This is a genomic window from Myxococcaceae bacterium JPH2 (genome assembly GCA_016458225.1).
GTDB lineage: Bacteria > Myxococcota > Myxococcia > Myxococcales > Myxococcaceae > Citreicoccus.
This window is the reverse complement of sequence record JAEMGR010000016.1, coordinates 75,875-93,282: the sequence shown is the minus strand read 5'-3', so window position 1 is coordinate 93,282 and position 17,408 is coordinate 75,875. Positions and strand designations below refer to the sequence as shown.

14 protein-coding genes are annotated in these 17,408 nt (G+C 70.4%); 12 read left to right on the top strand and 2 right to left on the bottom strand.

Going from position 1 to position 17,408, the window contains the following annotated elements:
• Window positions 1–65: 65 nt before the first annotated feature.
• The 5 genes from JGU66_23850 to JGU66_23830 all read left to right on the top strand — a co-directional run bounded on the left by JGU66_23850 (window position 66) and on the right by JGU66_23830 (window position 6,160).
• Window positions 66–1,664 (top strand): Re/Si-specific NAD(P)(+) transhydrogenase subunit alpha, encoded by a 1,599-nt coding sequence (locus tag JGU66_23850; GenBank protein ID MBJ6763818.1) that lies wholly within the window; start codon window positions 66–68, stop codon window positions 1,662–1,664.
• Window positions 1,661–3,142: an NAD(P)(+) transhydrogenase (Re/Si-specific) subunit beta gene (locus tag JGU66_23845; protein ID MBJ6763817.1), complete on the top strand. Its 1,482-nt coding sequence runs from the start codon at window positions 1,661–1,663 to the stop codon at window positions 3,140–3,142. The genes JGU66_23850 and JGU66_23845 overlap by 4 nt, the downstream gene beginning before the upstream one ends.
• Before the next feature lie 132 nt (window positions 3,143–3,274).
• On the top strand, window positions 3,275–5,344 hold the full coding sequence (locus JGU66_23840) for a carbon starvation protein A (protein ID MBJ6763816.1): 2,070 nt from the start codon (window positions 3,275–3,277) through the stop codon (window positions 5,342–5,344).
• Entirely contained in the window at window positions 5,341–5,544 is a 204-nt protein-coding gene (locus tag JGU66_23835) for a putative selenoprotein (protein ID MBJ6763815.1), read from the top strand. The genes JGU66_23840 and JGU66_23835 overlap by 4 nt, the downstream gene beginning before the upstream one ends.
• A 142-nt stretch (window positions 5,545–5,686) precedes the next feature.
• Window positions 5,687–6,160, top strand: a complete 474-nt coding sequence (locus JGU66_23830) for a Spy/CpxP family protein refolding chaperone (GenBank protein ID MBJ6763814.1) — start codon at window positions 5,687–5,689, stop codon at window positions 6,158–6,160.
• 9 nt (window positions 6,161–6,169) lie between these two features.
• On the opposite strand, the gene JGU66_23825 is transcribed toward JGU66_23830, so the two are convergent.
• Window positions 6,170–6,889 (bottom strand): SDR family oxidoreductase, encoded by a 720-nt coding sequence (locus JGU66_23825; GenBank protein ID MBJ6763813.1) that lies wholly within the window; start codon window positions 6,887–6,889, stop codon window positions 6,170–6,172.
• A 95-nt stretch (window positions 6,890–6,984) separates the two neighbouring features.
• Between JGU66_23825 and JGU66_23820 the strand changes: the two genes are divergently transcribed.
• The 7 genes from JGU66_23820 (at window position 6,985) to JGU66_23790 (ending at window position 16,819) form a co-directional block, all read left to right on the top strand.
• Window positions 6,985–7,614 carry a TetR/AcrR family transcriptional regulator gene (locus JGU66_23820; protein MBJ6763812.1) on the top strand — a complete coding sequence of 210 codons (630 nt, stop codon included), beginning with the start codon at window positions 6,985–6,987 and terminating at the stop codon, window positions 7,612–7,614.
• Window positions 7,615–7,795: 181 nt separating this feature from the next.
• Complete coding sequence (locus JGU66_23815) at window positions 7,796–8,107, top strand: hypothetical protein (GenBank protein ID MBJ6763811.1); 312 nt, start codon at window positions 7,796–7,798, stop codon at window positions 8,105–8,107.
• Between the two features lie 31 nt (window positions 8,108–8,138).
• A complete protein-coding gene (xdhC, locus tag JGU66_23810) occupies window positions 8,139–8,972 on the top strand; it encodes a xanthine dehydrogenase accessory protein XdhC (protein MBJ6763810.1) in 834 nt (277 codons plus the stop codon).
• Window positions 8,969–12,790 carry a xanthine dehydrogenase molybdopterin binding subunit gene (gene xdhB / locus JGU66_23805; protein ID MBJ6763809.1) on the top strand — a complete coding sequence of 1,274 codons (3,822 nt, stop codon included), beginning with the start codon at window positions 8,969–8,971 and terminating at the stop codon, window positions 12,788–12,790. The genes xdhC and xdhB overlap by 4 nt, the downstream gene beginning before the upstream one ends.
• A gap of 156 nt (window positions 12,791–12,946) precedes the next feature.
• Complete coding sequence (locus JGU66_23800) at window positions 12,947–13,384, top strand: GNAT family N-acetyltransferase (GenBank protein ID MBJ6763808.1); 438 nt, start codon at window positions 12,947–12,949, stop codon at window positions 13,382–13,384.
• Window positions 13,385–13,398: 14 nt separating this feature from the next.
• Window positions 13,399–15,612, top strand: coding sequence for a TOMM precursor leader peptide-binding protein (locus JGU66_23795; protein ID MBJ6763807.1), 2,214 nt, complete (start codon window positions 13,399–13,401; stop codon window positions 15,610–15,612).
• 28 nt (window positions 15,613–15,640) lie between these two features.
• Window positions 15,641–16,819, top strand: a complete 1,179-nt coding sequence (locus tag JGU66_23790) for an amidohydrolase (protein MBJ6763806.1) — start codon at window positions 15,641–15,643, stop codon at window positions 16,817–16,819.
• Here the strand turns inward: JGU66_23790 and JGU66_23785 are convergent.
• Window positions 16,806–17,408, bottom strand: coding sequence for a BMA_0021/BMA_0022 family TOMM bacteriocin (locus tag JGU66_23785; protein MBJ6763805.1), 603 nt, complete (start codon window positions 17,406–17,408; stop codon window positions 16,806–16,808). The two genes, JGU66_23790 and JGU66_23785, sit on opposite strands and share 14 nt — an antisense overlap.

Here is a 17,408-nt window from a genome sequence, read left to right as displayed (position 1 = left end):
CGCACCGCGTCAGTGTTTGAAAAGACAACATGCGACGGCGGCACCGCTATGCTGCGGCGCCCAACATGACCATCCGCATCGGTGTACCGACGGAAACGGTCCCGGGAGAGCGCCGCGTGGCGGCTACTCCCGAGTCCGTCAAGAAGCTGCGCGAGCTTGGCTTTGACATCCAGGTGGAGCCCGGCGCGGGACTCGCCTCCAACATCCCCGATGAGGCGTTCGTTCGCGCGGGAGCCACCCTGGCGCCTCGGGAGCAGGTGTGGGGTGCGTCCGACGTGCTCGTGAAGGTGCGAGCCCCCTCCCCCGAAGAGACAGCGCGGGTCCGCGAGGGCGCCACGCTCATCGCCATCCTCCAGCCGGAGCGTCACCCGGAGCTGGCCGCGGGCGTGGCGGAGCGCAAGCTGTCCACGCTGGCGCTGGAGCGCGTCCCTCGCGTCACGCGCGCGCAGAAGATGGACGTGCTCAGCTCGATGGCCAATCTAGCGGGCTATCGCGCGGTCATCGAGGCGGCGCAGGCCTACCAGGGCTTCTTCGGGCCGCAGATGACAGCGGCGGGCGCCACGCCTCCGGCGCGGGTGTTGGTGATTGGCGCGGGCGTGGCGGGACTCGCCGCGGTCGCGGCGGCCCGCTCGCTGGGCGCCGAGGTGCGTGCCTTTGACACGCGCGCCGCGGCCAAGGAGCAGGTGGAGAGCCTGGGCGCGGCGTTCCTCCAAGTGGACATCAAGGAGAGCGGCGAGGGCACGGGCGGCTACGCGCGGGTGATGAGCCAGGAGTTCATCGACGCGGAGATGGCCCTCTTCCGACGCCAGGCCGCCGAGGTGGACATCATCATCACGACCGCGCTCGTGCCCGGCACGAAGGCCCCCGTGCTGCTGCCGCGCGACGTGGTGTCCGCGCTCCGTCCGGGCGCGGTGGTGGTGGACATGGCCGCCGAACAGGGCGGCAACTGCGAGCTGACCGTCCCTGGACAGGTCGTGGAGTGGAACGGCATCCGCATCCTTGGCTACACGGACCTGGCCAGCCGCATGGCCGGCACCGCGAGCCGATTCTTCGCCAACAACCTGGTGCACCTGCTCCAGGAGATGGGCGGTGGACAGGGCTTCCGACTCGACCTCGACAACGAGGTCATCCGGCCGGCCCTGCTCTTCCACCAGGGCGTGCCGCTGCCGCCCCCGCCACGCAAGGAGCCACCCCCGCCCGTTCCGGTCGCCAAGGTGGTGCAGCCACCGCCTCCGGACGCGAAGCCCGAGCAGGCGGACCTCAACAATCCGGCGCGCCGCGCGTGGGGCAGCACGCTGGGAGGGCTCCTCACCATTGGCGTGCTCTTCGCGCTCGGCCGGTTCGCGCCCGAGGACTTCCTCAAGCACTTCACCGTCTTCATCCTGGCGTGCTTCGTGGGCTGGCAGGTCATCTGGAGCGTGACGCCCGCGCTGCACACGCCCCTCATGAGCGTCACCAACGCCATCAGCGGCATCATCATCGTCGGCGGCATGCTCCAGATTGGCCATGGCCTTGACCTGGCCACGGTGCTCGGCGCGCTCGCGGTGCTGGTGGCCGCGGTCAACGTCGCCGGCGGATTCCTCGTCACCCAACGCATGCTGAAGATGTTCCGGAAGAACGCCGCGCCCGCCACACCTCGCGGCGCTCACGGAGGTCGGACATGAGCGGCACGGTGACCATCGCCTATCTGCTGGCGGGCGTGCTGTTCATCCGCAGCCTCGGCGGACTGTCGCGGCAGGAGACGGCGTCGCGCGGCAACCTCTTCGGAATGCTCGGCATGGGGCTGGCCGCGGGCGTGGCCGCGTTCACGTGGTGGATGCGCCATGAGGACTCGGCGGGCCTGGGGCTGGCGGTCCTGGTGGGCTCGGTGGTGGCCGGTGGCGCCGTGGGCGCGGTGCTCGCCCGCCGCGTCGAGATGACGGGCATGCCCGAGCTGGTCGCCATCCTCCACAGCTTCGTGGGACTGGCCGCGGTGCTGGTGGGCATGTCGTCCTACTTGGAGCCTCGCTCGGGGGAGCACGCCATGGCGGTGGCGGCCTCGGCGCTCGCGGGCGAGCCGCTGAGCGCGGCGCGTGTCATTCAACTCCTGGAGGTCTGGGCCGGCGTGGCGGTGGGCGCGCTGACGTTCACGGGCTCCATCGTGGCGTGGGCGAAGCTGCGCGGCACCGTCACGGGCAAGCCGCTGCTCCTGCCGGGTCGGCACCTGCTCAACCTCGCGCTGGCGGGCGTGCTCGCGGGCTGCGCCCTCCCCTTCATCCAGGCCGCAGAAGCCACGTCCGGAATGCCGTGGCTGGTGGGCGTGGCGGTGGTGGCGGGCGTGCTGGGCATCCACCTGGTGGTGGCCATTGGCGGCGCGGACATGCCGGTGGTGGTGTCGCTACTCAACAGCTACTCGGGCTGGGCGGCGGCCGCGGCGGGCTTCACGCTCGGCAATGACCTGCTCATCGTCACCGGCGCGCTGGTGGGTTCGAGCGGCGCCATCCTGTCCATCATCATGTGCCGCGCGATGAACCGCTCCATCCTCAACGTGGTGTTCGGCGGCTTCGGTACCGCCGACGCCCCCGCGGCCAGCAGCGCCGCGCCTCCCGCGGGCGAGGTGCTGGAGCTGTCCGCGGACGAGGTGTCGCGCGAGCTGTTGGACTCGCGCCGCGTCATCATCGTCCCCGGGTACGGCATGGCCGTGGCACGCGCGCAGAGCGCGGTGAACGACCTGGCGCGCGGCCTGCGCGAGCGGGGCGTGGAGGTGCGCTTCGCCATCCACCCCGTGGCGGGCCGACTGCCCGGACACATGAACGTGCTCTTGGCCGAGGCGGGTGTGCCCTACGACATCGTGCTGGAGATGGAGCACATCAACCACGACTTCGAGCACACCGACGTGGTGCTGGTGATTGGCGCCAACGACATCGTGAACCCTGGCGCGCTGAACGACCCCGCCAGCCCCATCCACGGCATGCCCGTGCTGGAGGTGTGGAAGTCCCGGCGCGTCGTGGTGCTCAAGCGCGGCATGGCCGCGGGCTACGCGGGCGTCGAGAACCCGCTGTTCTACCTGGGCAACACCCGGATGCTCTTCGGGGACGCGCGCAAGTCCATCGACGCGCTGGTGACGCGGGTGCGGGACGCGGCGGAGCGGGCCGCGGCCTGAGCGCTGTCGCGAGAAGCACCGGGTGGCGAGGCGACGTCAGGCTTCGCCGCCGCTGGGTGATAAGCCTCCGGGCACTGGCCCTCGCCCGGCGCGGCATCCCTGCCACGACGGGCCGAGCGGCACGGAGGAACCATGACGGGAGTCGTCAGCAAGCTGGGGTGGGCGGTGCTCGCCCTCCTCGGAGCCTTCTGCCTGGGCACCGTGGCGCTGCACCGGGGCGAGAGCATCAACGCCACCTGGCTCGTCGGGGCCGCGGTGGCGACGTACCTGCTCGGGTATCGCTTCTACAGCCGCTTCATCGCGGACCGGGCGCTCCGGCTGGATGCCACGCGGGCCACTCCCGCGCGGCTGCGCGACGATGGGCTGGACTACGTCCCCACGGACAAGTGGGTGCTGTTCGGCCATCACTTCGCCGCCATCGCGGGCGCGGGGCCGCTGGTGGGTCCGGTGCTCGCGGCGCAGATGGGCTACCTGCCCGGCACGCTGTGGCTCCTCACCGGCGCGGTGCTCGCGGGCGCGGTGCAGGACTTCATCATCCTGTTCTTGTCCGTGCGCCGAGATGGCAAGTCGCTGGGTGACATGGTGCGCATGGAGCTGGGCCCCGCCGCCGGCGTCGTCACCATGGTGGGCGTGCTGATGATCATGATGATCATCCTCGCCGTGCTCGCCCTGGTGGTGGTGAAGGCGCTGGCGGGCAGCCCCTGGGGCACCTTCACCGTGGCGATGACGATTCCCATCGCGGTGGCGATGGGGCTGTACCTCCGTTACGTGCGACCGGGCCGCGTGCTGGAGGTGTCCGTCGCGGGCTTCGTCCTGTTGATGCTCTCCATCTGGCTGGGCGGCCGGGTGGCGGACTCCGCGGCGTGGGCGCCCCTGTTCACGTACGACAGCAAGGTCCTGGCGTGGCTGCTCATCGGCTACGGCTTCTGCGCGTCCGTGCTGCCGGTCTGGCTGCTCTTGGCGCCTCGGGACTACCTGTCCACCTTCTTGAAGATTGGCACCGTGCTGTTGCTCGCGGTGGGCATCCTGTTGGCCATGCCGGAGCTGCGCATGCCGGCGCTGACTCGCTTCACCGATGGAACAGGGCCCGTGTTCGCTGGGGGATTGTTCCCCTTCTTGTTCATCACCATCGCGTGTGGTGCGGTGTCCGGCTGGCACTCGCTCATCTCCTCGGGCACCACGCCGAAGATGCTGGCCAACGAGGCCGACGCGCGCATGGTGGGCTATGGCGCGATGTTGATGGAGTCCTTCGTGGCCATCATGGCGCTCATCGCGGCCACGGTGCTCCAGCCCGGCGTCTACTTCGCGATGAACTCGCCCCCGGGGTTGATTGGCACCGACGTGGCCCACGCCGCGCAGGTCATCAGCCAGTGGGGTTTCGTCATCACGCCGGAAGTGCTGACCCAAACCGCGCGCGACATTGGAGAGACCTCCATCTTGTCCCGCGCGGGCGGCGCGCCCACCCTGGCCGTGGGCATGGCGCAGATCCTCCACGGGCTCGTGTCTGGCCAGGGGATGATGGCCTTCTGGTACCACTACGCCATCCTCTTCGAGGCCCTGTTCATCCTCACCACCGTGGACGCGGGCACGCGCGTGGGCCGCTTCATGATCCAGGAGCTGGCGGGGCTGGTGTACGCGCCGCTCAAGAAGACCGAGTCCTGGAGCGCCAACCTCATCGCCACGGCGCTCTGCGTGGCGAGCTGGGGCTACTTCCTCTACCAGGGCGTGGTGGATCCGCTGGGCGGCATCAACACGCTGTGGCCGCTGTTCGGCATCGCCAACCAGATGCTGGCCGCCATCGCGTTGACGCTGGCCAGCGTCACCCTGGTGAAGATGAAGCGGGAGCGCTACGTGTGGATTCCGCTCGTCCCCGCGCTCTGGCTGGTGTGCTGCACGCTGACGGCCGGCTGGCAGAAGGTGTTCGGCGCGGACGTGAAGGTCAGCTTCCTGGCCCATGCGCGAGCGTTCGCCGAGGCGGCGGATGCGGGCAAGGTGCTCGCGCCCGCGAAGACGCTGGAAGACATGCGACAGGTCATCCTCAACGACCGCGTGGACGCCACGCTGACGTTCCTGTTCATGCTGCTCGTGGTCGCGACGGTGGGGTTCGGACTTCGGGCCGCGCGAGCCGCCCGCCGCACCTCCGAGCCCACCGCGAAGGAGACACCCCATGTCCCCGCGCTCGACGTGAGGAGCGCGGCGTGAGGTTCACGAACGACTCGCTGCGAGCGTTCTGGGAGCGTGCGGTGCGGACCGCGCGGCTGATGATTGGCGTGCCGGATTACGACACGTACGTGCGGCACATGCGCACAAGACACCCGAGCCGCCCCGTCATGAGCTACGCGGAGTTCTTCGACGAGCGACAGCGGGCGCGCTATCGGAGCGGCGGCGGGCGCTGCTGCTGACGTCGACACATTCCGAAACGGCCGCGAAATCATCGCGGTATGCGCGGGGCGCAGGGTGTGCATCACACGCTCGGCGCGGTGGGTGATGGGCACTCCTCGCGCCGGGCGCATTTGCCACGAGCGACCCGGAGCGCCTCGCCCCATGAAAACCTCTCTCATTGCCCTGTGCTGTCTCGTCCCCCTGCTGGCTGTCGCGCAGCCCTCGGGCGGCCCGCCACATCCTCCCTTCATGGAGCGCAGTTGGGTGAGCCTCCTGCTGGAGCACCGCCAGGACCTGGGGTTGTCGGACACTCAGGTGGCTCAGCTCCAGGGCATCCAGGATGCACTGAAGTCCAAGGCGGCCCCGATGATGCAGACGCTGGAGTCGCTTCGCCCCGAGCCGGGAACGACGTCCTCCGAAGAGGAGATGCTGGCGCACCGGGAGCAGGTGCACACCACGATGCGCCAGCTGCGCGACGCGGACACCGCCGCGTATCAGCAGGCCGAGGCCCTGCTGACGGACGCGCAGAAGACGAAGGCGCGAGCTCTCGTCAGCGAGGAGACCGCCGCGAGGGAGAAGCGCCGGCAGGAGCTGGGCCCGCGCATGCATCCGCGCGGCGGCCCCGCGCCTCACTGACCTTGCGGCTCAGGCCAGACGGGCGCCGCCATCGCATTCGATGACGGTGCCGGTCATGAAGCCATTGCCCGCGACGAAGACAATCGCGTCCGCGACGTCCTCGGGCGTGCCCACGCGGCGCACGGGCAGCGTGGCCGCCGAGGTCGCGAAGATGGCGTCACGCTGAGCCGCAGGGGCTTTGTCCCACCACGGCGTGTTGATGACACCCGGTGAGACCGCGTTGACGCGCAGGGGCGCCAGCTCCAGCGCGAGCGGTGGAACCATCGCCTCCAGCGCACCATTGATGGCCGCGAGTCCCGACGCTCCCGCGAACGCCGTGCGCGCCGAGGCCGCTGTCACCAAAGTCACCGAGCCGTCCGGACGCAGCGTGCCCAGCGCCGCCTGGACCACCGTGAGGTGCGCCCAGAACTTCGCCTCGAAGCCTCGCCGCAGCCCGGCCAGGTCCAAGTCCCGGAACGCGCCCGCGCCCTCCGCTCCGCTCAGGCACACCACCAGGTGGTCGAACGCGCCCAGCTCCGCGAAGAACGCGCGCACCGCCGTGGCGTTCGTCCCGTCCACCACCACCCCGCGCGCCTGCGCCCCCAGCGACGTGGCCACCCGCGCCAGCTTGTCCGCGTCCCGCCCCGTGATGACCACCCGCGCCCCCTGCGCCACGAGCCGCCGCGCCGTCGCCTCCCCCACGCCCGAGCTGCCACCCATCACCACCACCTGCTTGTTTCGCCAGTCCATGGTGCCTCCTAGAAATACGAACCGAACCGTCTCGAAATTAATAATTCGAGACGCAGCGTCTCGTCAAGCCGAACTGAGGATGGTAGAAAGGGCGCGTGGACGACGCGTCGAAGGGCCGCCCTGGGCGGAAGCGGAGCGAACAGTCACGTGCGGCGGTGCTCGAGGCGGCGCTCAAGGTCCTGCGCGAGCAGGGCTATGCCGCGTTGAGCATCGAGGCCATCGCGCGTGACGCAGGCGTCGGCAAGCAGACCATCTATCGATGGTGGACCTCCAAGGCCTCGGTCGTGCTGGAGGCGCTGATCGCCCAGGCCCCCACCCCGCTCGTGCCGCCGTTGCATGGCTCGCTGGGAGAGGTGCTGGAGGCGTTCCTCGCCTCGACGTTCCAGACGCTGAAGAACCCTCGGGGAACAGGGGACATCCTCCGGGGGCTCATGGCGGAGGCGCAGCTCGACGCGCAGTTCGCGACCGAGTTCCGCACCGGCCTCATCGAGAAGCGCCGGGAGCTGCTCCGCTCCGTGCTCGCCCAGGCCCAGGAGCGCGGTGAGCTGGCCGCGGATGCGGACCTGTTCCTGCTCGTGGACATGGCGTTCGGAGTGATGTGGTACCGGCTCCTCGTGGGCCACGCGCCGCTGGACCGCGCGCTCGCGCACGAGCTGGCCACGCTGCTGCTGCGCGCGGGAGCCCCCTCGGGTCCTCGCCGCGCACCCCGTCCCACGAAGACGTGAGGAGCGCTCCGTTGCCCGGTTGAGTGGGGACCGGGAGGGCCCGGCGTGCTTGGCCCGGACTGCCCTCGGGTCCAGGTTGAACGGCGGAGCGAACGTCGCCCCCACCCGAGGCCACCGGACAGCACACCGCCGGCACGGCCGGCACCTCCGGGCGGGCGCCAGCCGAAGGAGCCGGAGCGCCATGGAGACCGGACGCCAGGAAGAGCACCTGAACCAGGTAGAGGAAGTGGTGAGCGGGAACCTCGTGGACTCGGGGCCGGATCACCTGACGGTCCATGACATCGCCACGGGCGATGACGTCACGCTGCGCATCGACGACCGCACCCAGTACGAGTGGCTGGAGGCGCGCGACGCCGGTCGACTGACCGACAACGCCAACCTGCGCGTGGGCTACTTCATCGCGGGGGGCGTGCACGTGGCCGCGGAGGTCATCGTGTTGGAGCCCGGGGACGGGGTGTCCCTGGCGGACCGAATTCCGCGACAGGTCCACTGAGCCGCCAGGGCTGTGGCAGACTGGGCCCTGCATGTGGGATTGGGTCCGGCGGCTCGCCGAGTGGTCAGGGGGCGATACGCCCTTCGCCGTCGTCACCGTGACGGCATGTCAGGGCAGCACACCGGCGGAGGCGGGAGCCAAGCTCCTGGTCCGCGCGGATGGCGTCTTCCACGGCACCGTGGGCGGTGGCCACCTGGAGCAGCTCGTGCTGGCGGACGCTCGGGCGTGCCTGGATTCTGGCAAGGCGCGCGCCATCCGCTACCCGCTCGGCGCGAAGCTCGGTCAGTGTTGTGGAGGGGTCGTGGACGTCTTCGTGGAGCCCGTCAATCACGGCCCCCGCCTGTATCTCTTCGGCGCGGGCCACGTCGGGCAGGCGCTGTGCCGCACCCTGGAGGGCACGCCCTTCCAAATCCACCTGGTGGACGAGCGCCCCGAGTGGATCCGCTCCGAGCGCGTGCCCGAGGGCGTGGTCCGCCACGAGGAGCCCTGGGACACCGTCGTCGAGCAGGCCGCCTGGGACGCCCGGCGCACCTACGTGGCCGTGATGACGCATCGGCACGACCTGGACCAAGACATCATCGCCCACGCCATCGAGCGGCCCGCGCGATACATCGGCCTGATTGGCAGCAAGACGAAGTGGGCCCGGTTCCGCCAGCGGCTGGAGGCTCGGGGCGTCCCCCCGGAGCGGCTGGCCCGCGTCTGGTGCCCCATGGGCCTGGAGACGGGCGGGAAGTCCCCCCAGGAGGTCGCGGTGAGCATCGCCGCGGGCCTCCTCCAGGTCCATCACGGGCTGTCCGGGGATGAGCGCGCCCGCATCGCGGACGAGCAGCCAGGCCCTCCGCGCCTGCTATCCTCTGGAGAATGAGCAACACGTTCGAGTTCCAGCTCAACGGCCAGCCCGTTCGCGTCGAAGGCACCTCCCCCAACACCACCCTGCTCGACTTCCTCCGCGCTCGCGGAGCGACGGGGACCAAGCAAGGCTGCGCCGAGGGCGACTGCGGGGCCTGCACCGTGGCCCTCGTCGACCGGGACGCCCAGGGCAATCGCTGTCTGCGCGCGTTCAACAGCTGCATCACCTTGTTGCCCATGGTCGCCGGGCGCGAGGTCGTCACCGTCGAGGGCGTGGGCCGCCGCGACGCGCCCCACCCCGTGCAGCAGGCCATGGTGAAGCACTACGGTTCGCAGTGCGGCTTCTGCACGCCGGGCTTCGTCATGTCCATGACGGAGGCGTACTGCCGCAAGGACGTGCGCTCGCCCGAGGCCGTGGCGGATCAGCTCTGCGGCAACATCTGCCGCTGCACCGGCTACCGCCCCATCCGCGACGCGATGATGGAGGCCCTGGCCGCTCGCGACGCGTCCTCCGCGCACGCCTCACTGCCCGGCGTCTCGCTGGAGGGCCCGGCCACCCCCGTGCCCGCGATCCAGTACGAAGTGCGCGACCAGCGCTTCCTGCGGCCCACCACCTGGGCGGACCTGTTGTCGCTGCGCGCCGCGCACCCGGAGGCCACGCTCGTCGCGGGCGCCACGGAAGTAGGAGTCGACGTCACCAAGAAGTCCCGCCGCTTCCCCTTCCTCATCTCCACCGAGGGCGTGCCCGAGCTGCGCGCCATCCGCCGAGGGACGGATGCGTGGTACGTCGGCGGCGCCGCCTCGCTCGTGGAGCTGGAGGACGCGCTCGGCGCCGAGCTGCCCGAGGTCACGAAGATGCTCAACGTCTTCGCGTCCCGACAGATTCGCCAGCGCGCCACGCTCGCCGGCAATCTGGTGACGGCCTCCCCCATTGGAGACATGGCGCCGGTGCTGCTCGCGTTGGACGCGCAGCTGGTCCTCGCCTCCACGCGCGGCGAGCGGACCGTGGCGCTGTCTGACTTCTTCCTCGCCTATCGCAAGACGGCGATTCAGCCAGACGAGCTGGTCCGCCACATCGTCATCCCGCACGCGCGCATGGCCCAGGGACACCGCCGCATTGCGGATTCGTTCAAGGTCTCCAAGCGGCGCGAGCTGGACATCAGCATCGTCGCGGCGGGCTTCTGCGTGGAGCTGAGCGCGGAGAACACCGTGGTCAGCGCGCGCCTGGGCTTTGGCGGCGTCGCGGCAACGCCCGTGCGTGCGCGAAAGACAGAAGCCGCGCTCGTGGGACAGCCGTGGACGCGCGAGACGTTGGCGCGAGCGACGGCCGTGCTCTCGACGGAGCTGTCTCCCATCAGCGACCTGCGAGGCAGCGCCGAGTACCGTCGGGGACTGGTGGTGGCCCTGCTGGAGAAGCTCTTCACCGGCGAGCGCAGCCCCCATCTGGACGCGGCCCCCGGCTTCCTGCCCGGTGAGTCGGGCGTGAGCGCCGACCACGGCCGCGAGCTGCGCCATGACAGCGCGCTCGGACATGTGACGGGGAGCGCGCAGTACGTGGACGACGTCGCGCAGCGCCGCCCCATGTTGGAGGTGTGGCCGGTCTGCGCGCCGCATGCGCACGCGCGCATCCTTCGACGCGACGCCTCGGAGGCGCTGACCGTCCCGGGCGTGGTGACCGTGCTTCTGGCCGAGCACATCCCGGGCATGAACGACACGGGCCCCATCCGCCATGATGAACCGCTGCTCGCGGATCGCGAGGTGCTGTTCCACGGGCAGGTCGTGGCGCTCGTGGTCGGAGAGTCCATCGACGCGTGCCGCGAGGGCGCCCAGCGCGTGCGCGTGGAGTATGAGCCCCTGCCCGCCATCCTCACCGTCGAGGACGCGATTGCTCGGGACAGCTACCACACCGAGCCGCACGTCATCCGTCGCGGAGACGTGGACGCGGCGCTGGCGGCCAGTCCGCATCGGCTCGCGGGCACGTTCTCGCTGGGTGGGCAGGAGCACTTCTACCTGGAGACACACGCCGCCTTCGCCGAGAAGGGCGACGACGGCGACGTCACCGTGACGTCCTCCACGCAGCACCCGTCCGAGGTGCAGGCCGTGGTGGCGCACGTGCTCGCGCTGCACCGTCATCAGGTGGTGGTGCAGTCACCGCGCATGGGTGGCGGCTTCGGCGGCAAGGAGACGCAGGGCAACGCCCCGGCGGCCCTGGTGGCGCTGGCCTCGTGGCACACCGGCCGGCCCGTGCGGTGGATGCTGGACCGTGACGTGGACATGATGCTCACGGGCAAGCGCCATCCCTTCTACGCGGCGTGGGAGGTGGGCTTCGACGCCACGGGCCGAGTGCTCGCCCTGCGCGTCCACCTCGTCTCGAATGGTGGCTGGTCCCTGGACCTGTCCGAGTCCATCCTCGACCGAGGCCTGTTCCACCTCGACAACGCGTACCACGTGCCCGCCGTGTCCTTCTCCGGACGCGTGGCGCGCACGAACCTCGCATCCAACACGGCGTTCCGCGGCTTCGGTGGCCCGCAGGGCATGCTCGTCACCGAGGACATCCTGGACCGCGTGGCGAGGACGCTCGGCGTCGCGCCCGAGGCCGTGCGCGAGCGCAACCTCTACGACGGCAAGGGTGACACCAACACCACGCACTACGGCCAGGAGCTGGATGACAACCGCCTGCCGCGCATGTGGCGCGAGCTGGTGGCCTCCTCCGAGTTCACCCGTCGGCGCGAGGAGGTGGCGGCCTTCAACCAGCGCAGCCCTCGCATCAAGCGCGGCCTCGCCATCACCCCCGTGAAGTTCGGCATCTCCTTCACCGCGACGTTCCTCAACCAGGCGGGCGCGCTGGTGCACGTGTATCGGGATGGCTCGGTGTTGCTGTCGCATGGCGGCACGGAGATGGGCCAGGGCCTGCACACGAAGCTTCAAGGCGTGGCCATGCGCGAGCTGGGCGTCAGCGCCGAGGCGATCCGCGTGATGAAGACCGCCACGGACAAGGTGCCCAACACCTCGGCCACGGCCGCGTCCAGTGGCTCGGACCTCAACGGCGCCGCGGTGCGCGAGGCGTGTGTCACGTTGCGAGGACGGCTGGCGCCCGTGGCGGCGCGACTGTGGGCTGAGCAGCGAGGCCAGACACTCGCGCCCGAGGCGTTCATCTTCCGCGACGGTCGCGTGGCTCCCGCGGAGGCTCCGCCCGAGCGCGCGCTGACGTTCGCGCAGGTGGTGGACGCGGCCTATCTGGCGCGCGTGGGCATGTCCGTCACCGGGTACTACCAGACGCCCGGAATCGGCTACGACAAGGCCCGGGGCCGAGGACGCCCGTTCCTCTACTTCGCCTATGGCGCCGCCGTGACGGAGGTGGAGGTGGATGGCTACACCGGCATGAAGCGCGTGCTGCGCGCGGACCTGCTGGAGGACGTGGGCGACTCGCTCAACCCCGGCGTGGACCGAGGACAGGTCGAGGGCGCGTACGTCCAAGGGCTCGGGTGGCTCACGGGCGAGGACCTGCGGTGGGACGCGCAGGGGCGGCTGCTCACCCACTCGGCCAGCACGTACCCGGTGCCCGCGTTCAGCGACGCGCCCATCGACCTGCGCGTGCGACTGCTCGATGACGCGAATCAGGCGAACGTCATCCACGGCAGCAAGGCGGTGGGCGAGCCGCCGCTCATGCTGGCCATCTCCGCGCGCGAGGCGCTGCGGGACGCCGTGGCCGCGTTCGGCCGGCCCGGAGGCACGGTGGAGCTGGCCTCGCCGGCCACGCACGAGGCCCTCTTCCTCGCCATCCAGAAGCGGCTGGCGCGAGACGCGGAGAAGGACGGACGCGAGGCCGCGTGAGGCACAGGTCCCGGTGAGCCCATGGCCTGGGCTCATCGGCGCCAACGAGGCGGGTCCCTCGCGACCGGCCTCGCGTTGCATGGAAAGCCCTGGGCTTCGCGGCGGCGTGCGATACAACGCAGCCTCCAACCTGAAGCAGCGCGCGGTGAGGCTCCCATGCACATTCGCGAAGCCGCCGTTGAAGACATCCCCGAGTTGATGCGCGTGAGGTGGGCGGTGAGAGAGAACCGGCTCTCCCATCCCTCACGCGTCCCGCCGGAGATGGTGCACGACTACATCGTCCACCGAGGCAAGGGCTGGGTCTGCGAGCACGAGGGCCGCGTCGCGGGCTTCTCCATCGCGGACCAGGAGACGGCCTCCATCTGGGCCCTGTTCATCGATCCTCCGCACGAGGGACAGGGCATCGCGCAGGCCTTGCTGGCCCAGGCCACCACGTGGCTCTTCGCTGGGGGTGCCAGCCGCATCGTCCTGAGCACGGCACCGGGGACTCGCGCCGAGCGCTTCTATGCGCGCGCGGGTTGGCTACGGACCGGGCTGACCCCGGATGGCGAGATGGGCTTCGCCCTGGACCGCCCCGCGTCTCGTTCTGCCTGACGCTTGCATCCGCCATGCGCGACGCCTTCGACCGAGTCCTCCGCTTCCCGCCGCATCTCCGGCTGGAGATTCTCGACGAGCAGCGCGCGCTCCTGATGAGCGAGCGCGAGCAGTTCCTGCTCACGGGGACCGCCCAGATTCGCGCGGCCCCGCTCCTGGATGGCCAGCGCACCGTCCGTGAGGTGCTGGCCGCGCTCGCCACGATGAGTCCCCCCGTCCCTCGCCAGGATGCGCTCTACGCCATCATGCGCTTGGAGCAGCGCGGCCACCTCGTGGAGGTTGTCCACGAGGGCGATCCCGCGGTCACCGAGTACTGGCACGCGACCGGCGTGGCCCCGCACGAGGCGCGAACCTGGCTGTCCGCATCCCCGGTTTCAGTGCTCGCGTTGGACGGGCTTGAGTCAGGCCCGTGGCCCGAGGCCCTGACGGGCTCTGGCCTCACCGTCCGTGAGGACTCTCCCCTGCGCGTGGTGCTCGTGCGCGACTACCTCTCGCCCGAGCTGGAGGCGTGGGTCCGCGCCCCAGCGTGGCCGAAGGCGCCGTGGCTGCTCGTGAAGCCGAGCGGCACGAGCCCCTGGGTGGGCCCCGTGTTTCGGGGCGCGGAGAATCCCTGCTGGGCGTGCCTCGCGCATCGGCTGCGCAGGAACCGTCCCGTGTTGGGGTTCCTCGAGGCGCAGAATCTTCGCAAGGGCCGCCCTCACCTGACGGCGCTGCCCACCAGCATCCAGGCCGCCGCCTCGTTCGCGGCCCTGGCGCTCGCGCGGTGGGTCGCGAGTGGCGGCCAGGGCACGCTGTCGAACACCCTCTTCGTCCTGGAGCCACACAAGCTCCACCTCACCGAGCACCGGGTGGTGCGCCGACCTCAGTGCCCTGCCTGCGGAGATGCGGGCCTGCTCGCAGCACGCGCACGACAGCCGCTCGTCCTGGAGGCGCGTCCGCGCCGGACCACGGATGACAATGGCTTTCGCGGCGTGACGCCCGAAGAGACGTTCGCGCGGCATGAGCACCTCATCAGCCCACTCACGGGCGTGCTCAGCAGCCTGGGTCCAGTGGAGGGGCGGAACCATCCTCTGCGCCCGGTCTTCGGCGCGGCCTACTTCACGCAGCCCGAGACGCAGCGGCCCTCGGTCGATGACTTTCATGCGATGAGCGCGGGCAAGGGACGAACGCCCGCGCAATCGCGAGCGAGCGCGCTGTGCGAGGGGCTGGAGCGCGTGAGCGCGATGTTCCAAGGCGACGAGCCGCGCGTGAAGGCACGACTCACCGAACTGGGAGACGCGGCGGTACATCCGCGCGACGTGCTCCTCTTCAGCGACGCGCAGTACCGCGACCGCGAGGCGCTCTCCGCGCGATACGGCGCGACTCGTCGGGCCGTGCCGGAGCCCTTCGACGCGGAGCAGCCCGTGGACTGGACACCCGTGTGGTCGCTCACGCACGAGCGCCTGCGCTACCTGCCCACGGCCCTGTGCTACGCGCGCTATCCCCACGACACCGCCCCGCGCTTCGGCCAGCAGGACTCCAATGGCCACGCGGCGGGCAACAGCGTGGAGGAGGCCATCCTCCAAGGCTTCCTGGAGCTGGCCGAGCGGGATGCCGTCGCGCTCTGGTGGTACAACCGCCTGCGCCGCCCCGGAGTGGACCTGGAGTCCTTCGGCGAGCCCTACTTCGCGGAGCTGGTGGAGCATCACCGTGGCCACGGCTGGCGACTCTGGGCCTTGGACCTCACGCACGACCTGGGCATCCCCACGTTCGTGGCGCTCGGTCGGGCTCCCGATGCAGGACGGTTCTGCGTGGGCTTCGGAGCGCACCTCGACGCGCGGCTCGCGCTGATGCGCGCGCTCACCGAGTTCAATCAACTCTTCGACCCGAGCGCCCAGCTTCCTCCCCCTTGGGACGCGGCGGCGCTCGATGACCTGGCCTTCCTCTTCCCCGATGAGACGCAGGCTTCGCGCGTGCGAGCCGACTTCGCGCCCGTGCCCCTGAGAGACCTGCGCGAGGACGTGCTCGACTGCGTCGCGCGCGCGGCACGGGTGGGCCTGGAGACCTTGGTGCTGGATCAGACGCGGCCAGACATCGGTCTATCGGTGGTGAAGGTGACCGTGCCCGGGCTGCGTCACTTCTGGCCACGCCTGGGCCCAGGGCGTCTGTATGACGTTCCCGTGCGCCTGGGGTGGCGAGACGCGCCCCTGGACGAAGCGCGGCTCAACCCCGTTCCCCTCTTCCTCTAGCCCCTTCGACCCGCTTCGGAGCCAGCGCATGCGCGACGGCCTTCGCATCCTCGACGCCGACCGCCACGTCATCGAGCCCCTGGAGATGTGGCGCGAGTACCTGCCCCCCGAGTACCGCGCGGGCGCGCCGTATCAAGAGCTACTCGCGCCCCGCGAGTCCCTGCCCCAACGCGCGGCCCGGCTGGGCGCCAAGGGGCTGCTCCCGGTGCCGCCCACGCTCATGCTCGATGGGCAGCCCGCATGGAACAAGGTGTCCGAGCGGGCCCACGTCGAGATGGCGTGGACGCTGTATCAGCGGCAAGGAAGCCTCGCGGTGGGTGCTTCACCGCAGGGACAGCTCCGCGCCATGGAGCGCACGGGCTTGGACGTGGCCTTCCTGTACCCCACGTCCGCGCTGTTCCTCTTGCGCATCGACTCGATGGCGCCCGAGCGGGCCACGGCCTTCACGCGCGCCTACAACGACTGGCTGCGCGACTTCTGCCGCGAGAACCCGGAGCGACTGCGCGCCGTCGGAGCCATCCCCATGCACGACCCCGCCGCGATGGTGCCCGAGTTGGAGCGCGTGGCGAGCTTCGGATGGAAGGCCGTGGTGCTGCCTCCCAATCCCGTGCGAGGCCGCACGCTGAGCCATCCGGACCACGAGCCCTTCTGGAGCGCGTGCGAGCGCCTGGGCATCGCGGTGGCGCTCCACGAGGGAACGCACGCGCGGCTGCCCGCGGCCGGCGCGGATCGCTTCGACACGCGCTTCGCGATGCACGCGTGCTCGCATCCCATGGAGCAGATGATGGCGCTGCTCGCGCTCATCGAGGGTGGCGTGCTGGAGCGACACCCGGCGCTGCGCGTGGGCTTCCTGGAGGCGGGCTGTGGGTGGTTGCCGTCCTGGCTCTGGCGGCTGGACGAGGTGGCCTTCAAGTACATGGGCGGCGAGGTGGCCGCGCAGGTGCGCCACAAGCCCTCGGACTACTTCCGGCGACAGTGCTTCATCGCGCTGGAGCCGGGCGAGCCGGGCATCGAGGAGGTCGTGCGCGCGGTGGGCCCGGACTGCCTGCTGGTGGGCACCGACTTCCCCCATGTGGACCATGACGACGCCATCGTGGACGAGATGGCGTCGCTGCGAGCGAGGCTGCCGGAGGACGTGGTGCGCAAGATCCTCTGGGACAACCCCGCCCGGTTCTACGGGCTCGAGCCCGGCATCAGCACGTCGTGAACGGATAGGTGCGGCCGGCGCTGGAGAAATCCGCCAGCGCCACGGCTTCGATGGCCACGTCCTGCGGTGGCGGCGGCAGCGGATAGACCAGCAGGCTGCGAGGCAGGATCCACTCCGTCCGAGCGCTGGGGTCCCTGTTCAGTCGAGCCAGGTACTGCTCACGCGTCTGAATCTTCTGGATGGGCGGCGTGGTGAAGTACCACCCCACCATGTCCAGCGACGACACCGCGTTCTCATCCGTGCCCCAGCCAACGGGATACTCGAGCTTCACGGGCAGCTTCGGCGACAGAAGGTCCACCACGCGGAAGTCGAGCATCTGGGGCAGCTTGTAGTTGAAGTACTCGACCAGGGCCGCGCGCGCGTTCTCCAGCAGCCGTGCCTTGAACCTGGCGTCGGTCCACGCGAGCGCGATGGCCTTCAGCCAGATGTCCTGCCACTCCAGCATCGTCTCCCAGGTGTCCCAGGAGTAATCGCTCTCGTCCTCGTTCTCGTAAGAGTACGGCGAGCGGGGCAACACCGTGTTCGAGGCAGCGGCGGCCGTGTTGAGTGAACGCGCCTTCGGTTTCGCGGACTTGGACTTGGGAGGCAT

Excerpts from the sequence above, each read along its gene's own strand:
- JGU66_23850 (MBJ6763818.1), top strand. The coding sequence starts at position 66 with ATGACCATCCGCATCGGTGTACCGACGGAAACGGTCCCGGGAGAGCGC.
- JGU66_23845 (MBJ6763817.1), top strand. The coding sequence starts at position 1,661 with ATGAGCGGCACGGTGACCATCGCCTATCTGCTGGCGGGCGTGCTGTTC.
- JGU66_23840 (MBJ6763816.1), top strand. The coding sequence starts at position 3,275 with ATGACGGGAGTCGTCAGCAAGCTGGGGTGGGCGGTGCTCGCCCTCCTC.
- JGU66_23830 (MBJ6763814.1), top strand. The coding sequence starts at position 5,687 with ATGAAAACCTCTCTCATTGCCCTGTGCTGTCTCGTCCCCCTGCTGGCT.
- JGU66_23825 (MBJ6763813.1), bottom strand. The coding sequence starts at position 6,889 with ATGGACTGGCGAAACAAGCAGGTGGTGGTGATGGGTGGCAGCTCGGGC.
- JGU66_23815 (MBJ6763811.1), top strand. The coding sequence starts at position 7,796 with ATGGAGACCGGACGCCAGGAAGAGCACCTGAACCAGGTAGAGGAAGTG.
- xdhC (MBJ6763810.1), top strand. The coding sequence starts at position 8,139 with ATGTGGGATTGGGTCCGGCGGCTCGCCGAGTGGTCAGGGGGCGATACG.
- xdhB (MBJ6763809.1), top strand. The coding sequence starts at position 8,969 with ATGAGCAACACGTTCGAGTTCCAGCTCAACGGCCAGCCCGTTCGCGTC.
- JGU66_23800 (MBJ6763808.1), top strand. The coding sequence starts at position 12,947 with ATGCACATTCGCGAAGCCGCCGTTGAAGACATCCCCGAGTTGATGCGC.
- JGU66_23795 (MBJ6763807.1), top strand. The coding sequence starts at position 13,399 with ATGCGCGACGCCTTCGACCGAGTCCTCCGCTTCCCGCCGCATCTCCGG.
- JGU66_23790 (MBJ6763806.1), top strand. The coding sequence starts at position 15,641 with ATGCGCGACGGCCTTCGCATCCTCGACGCCGACCGCCACGTCATCGAG.
- JGU66_23785 (MBJ6763805.1), bottom strand. The coding sequence starts at position 17,408 with ATGCCTCCCAAGTCCAAGTCCGCGAAACCGAAGGCGCGTTCACTCAAC.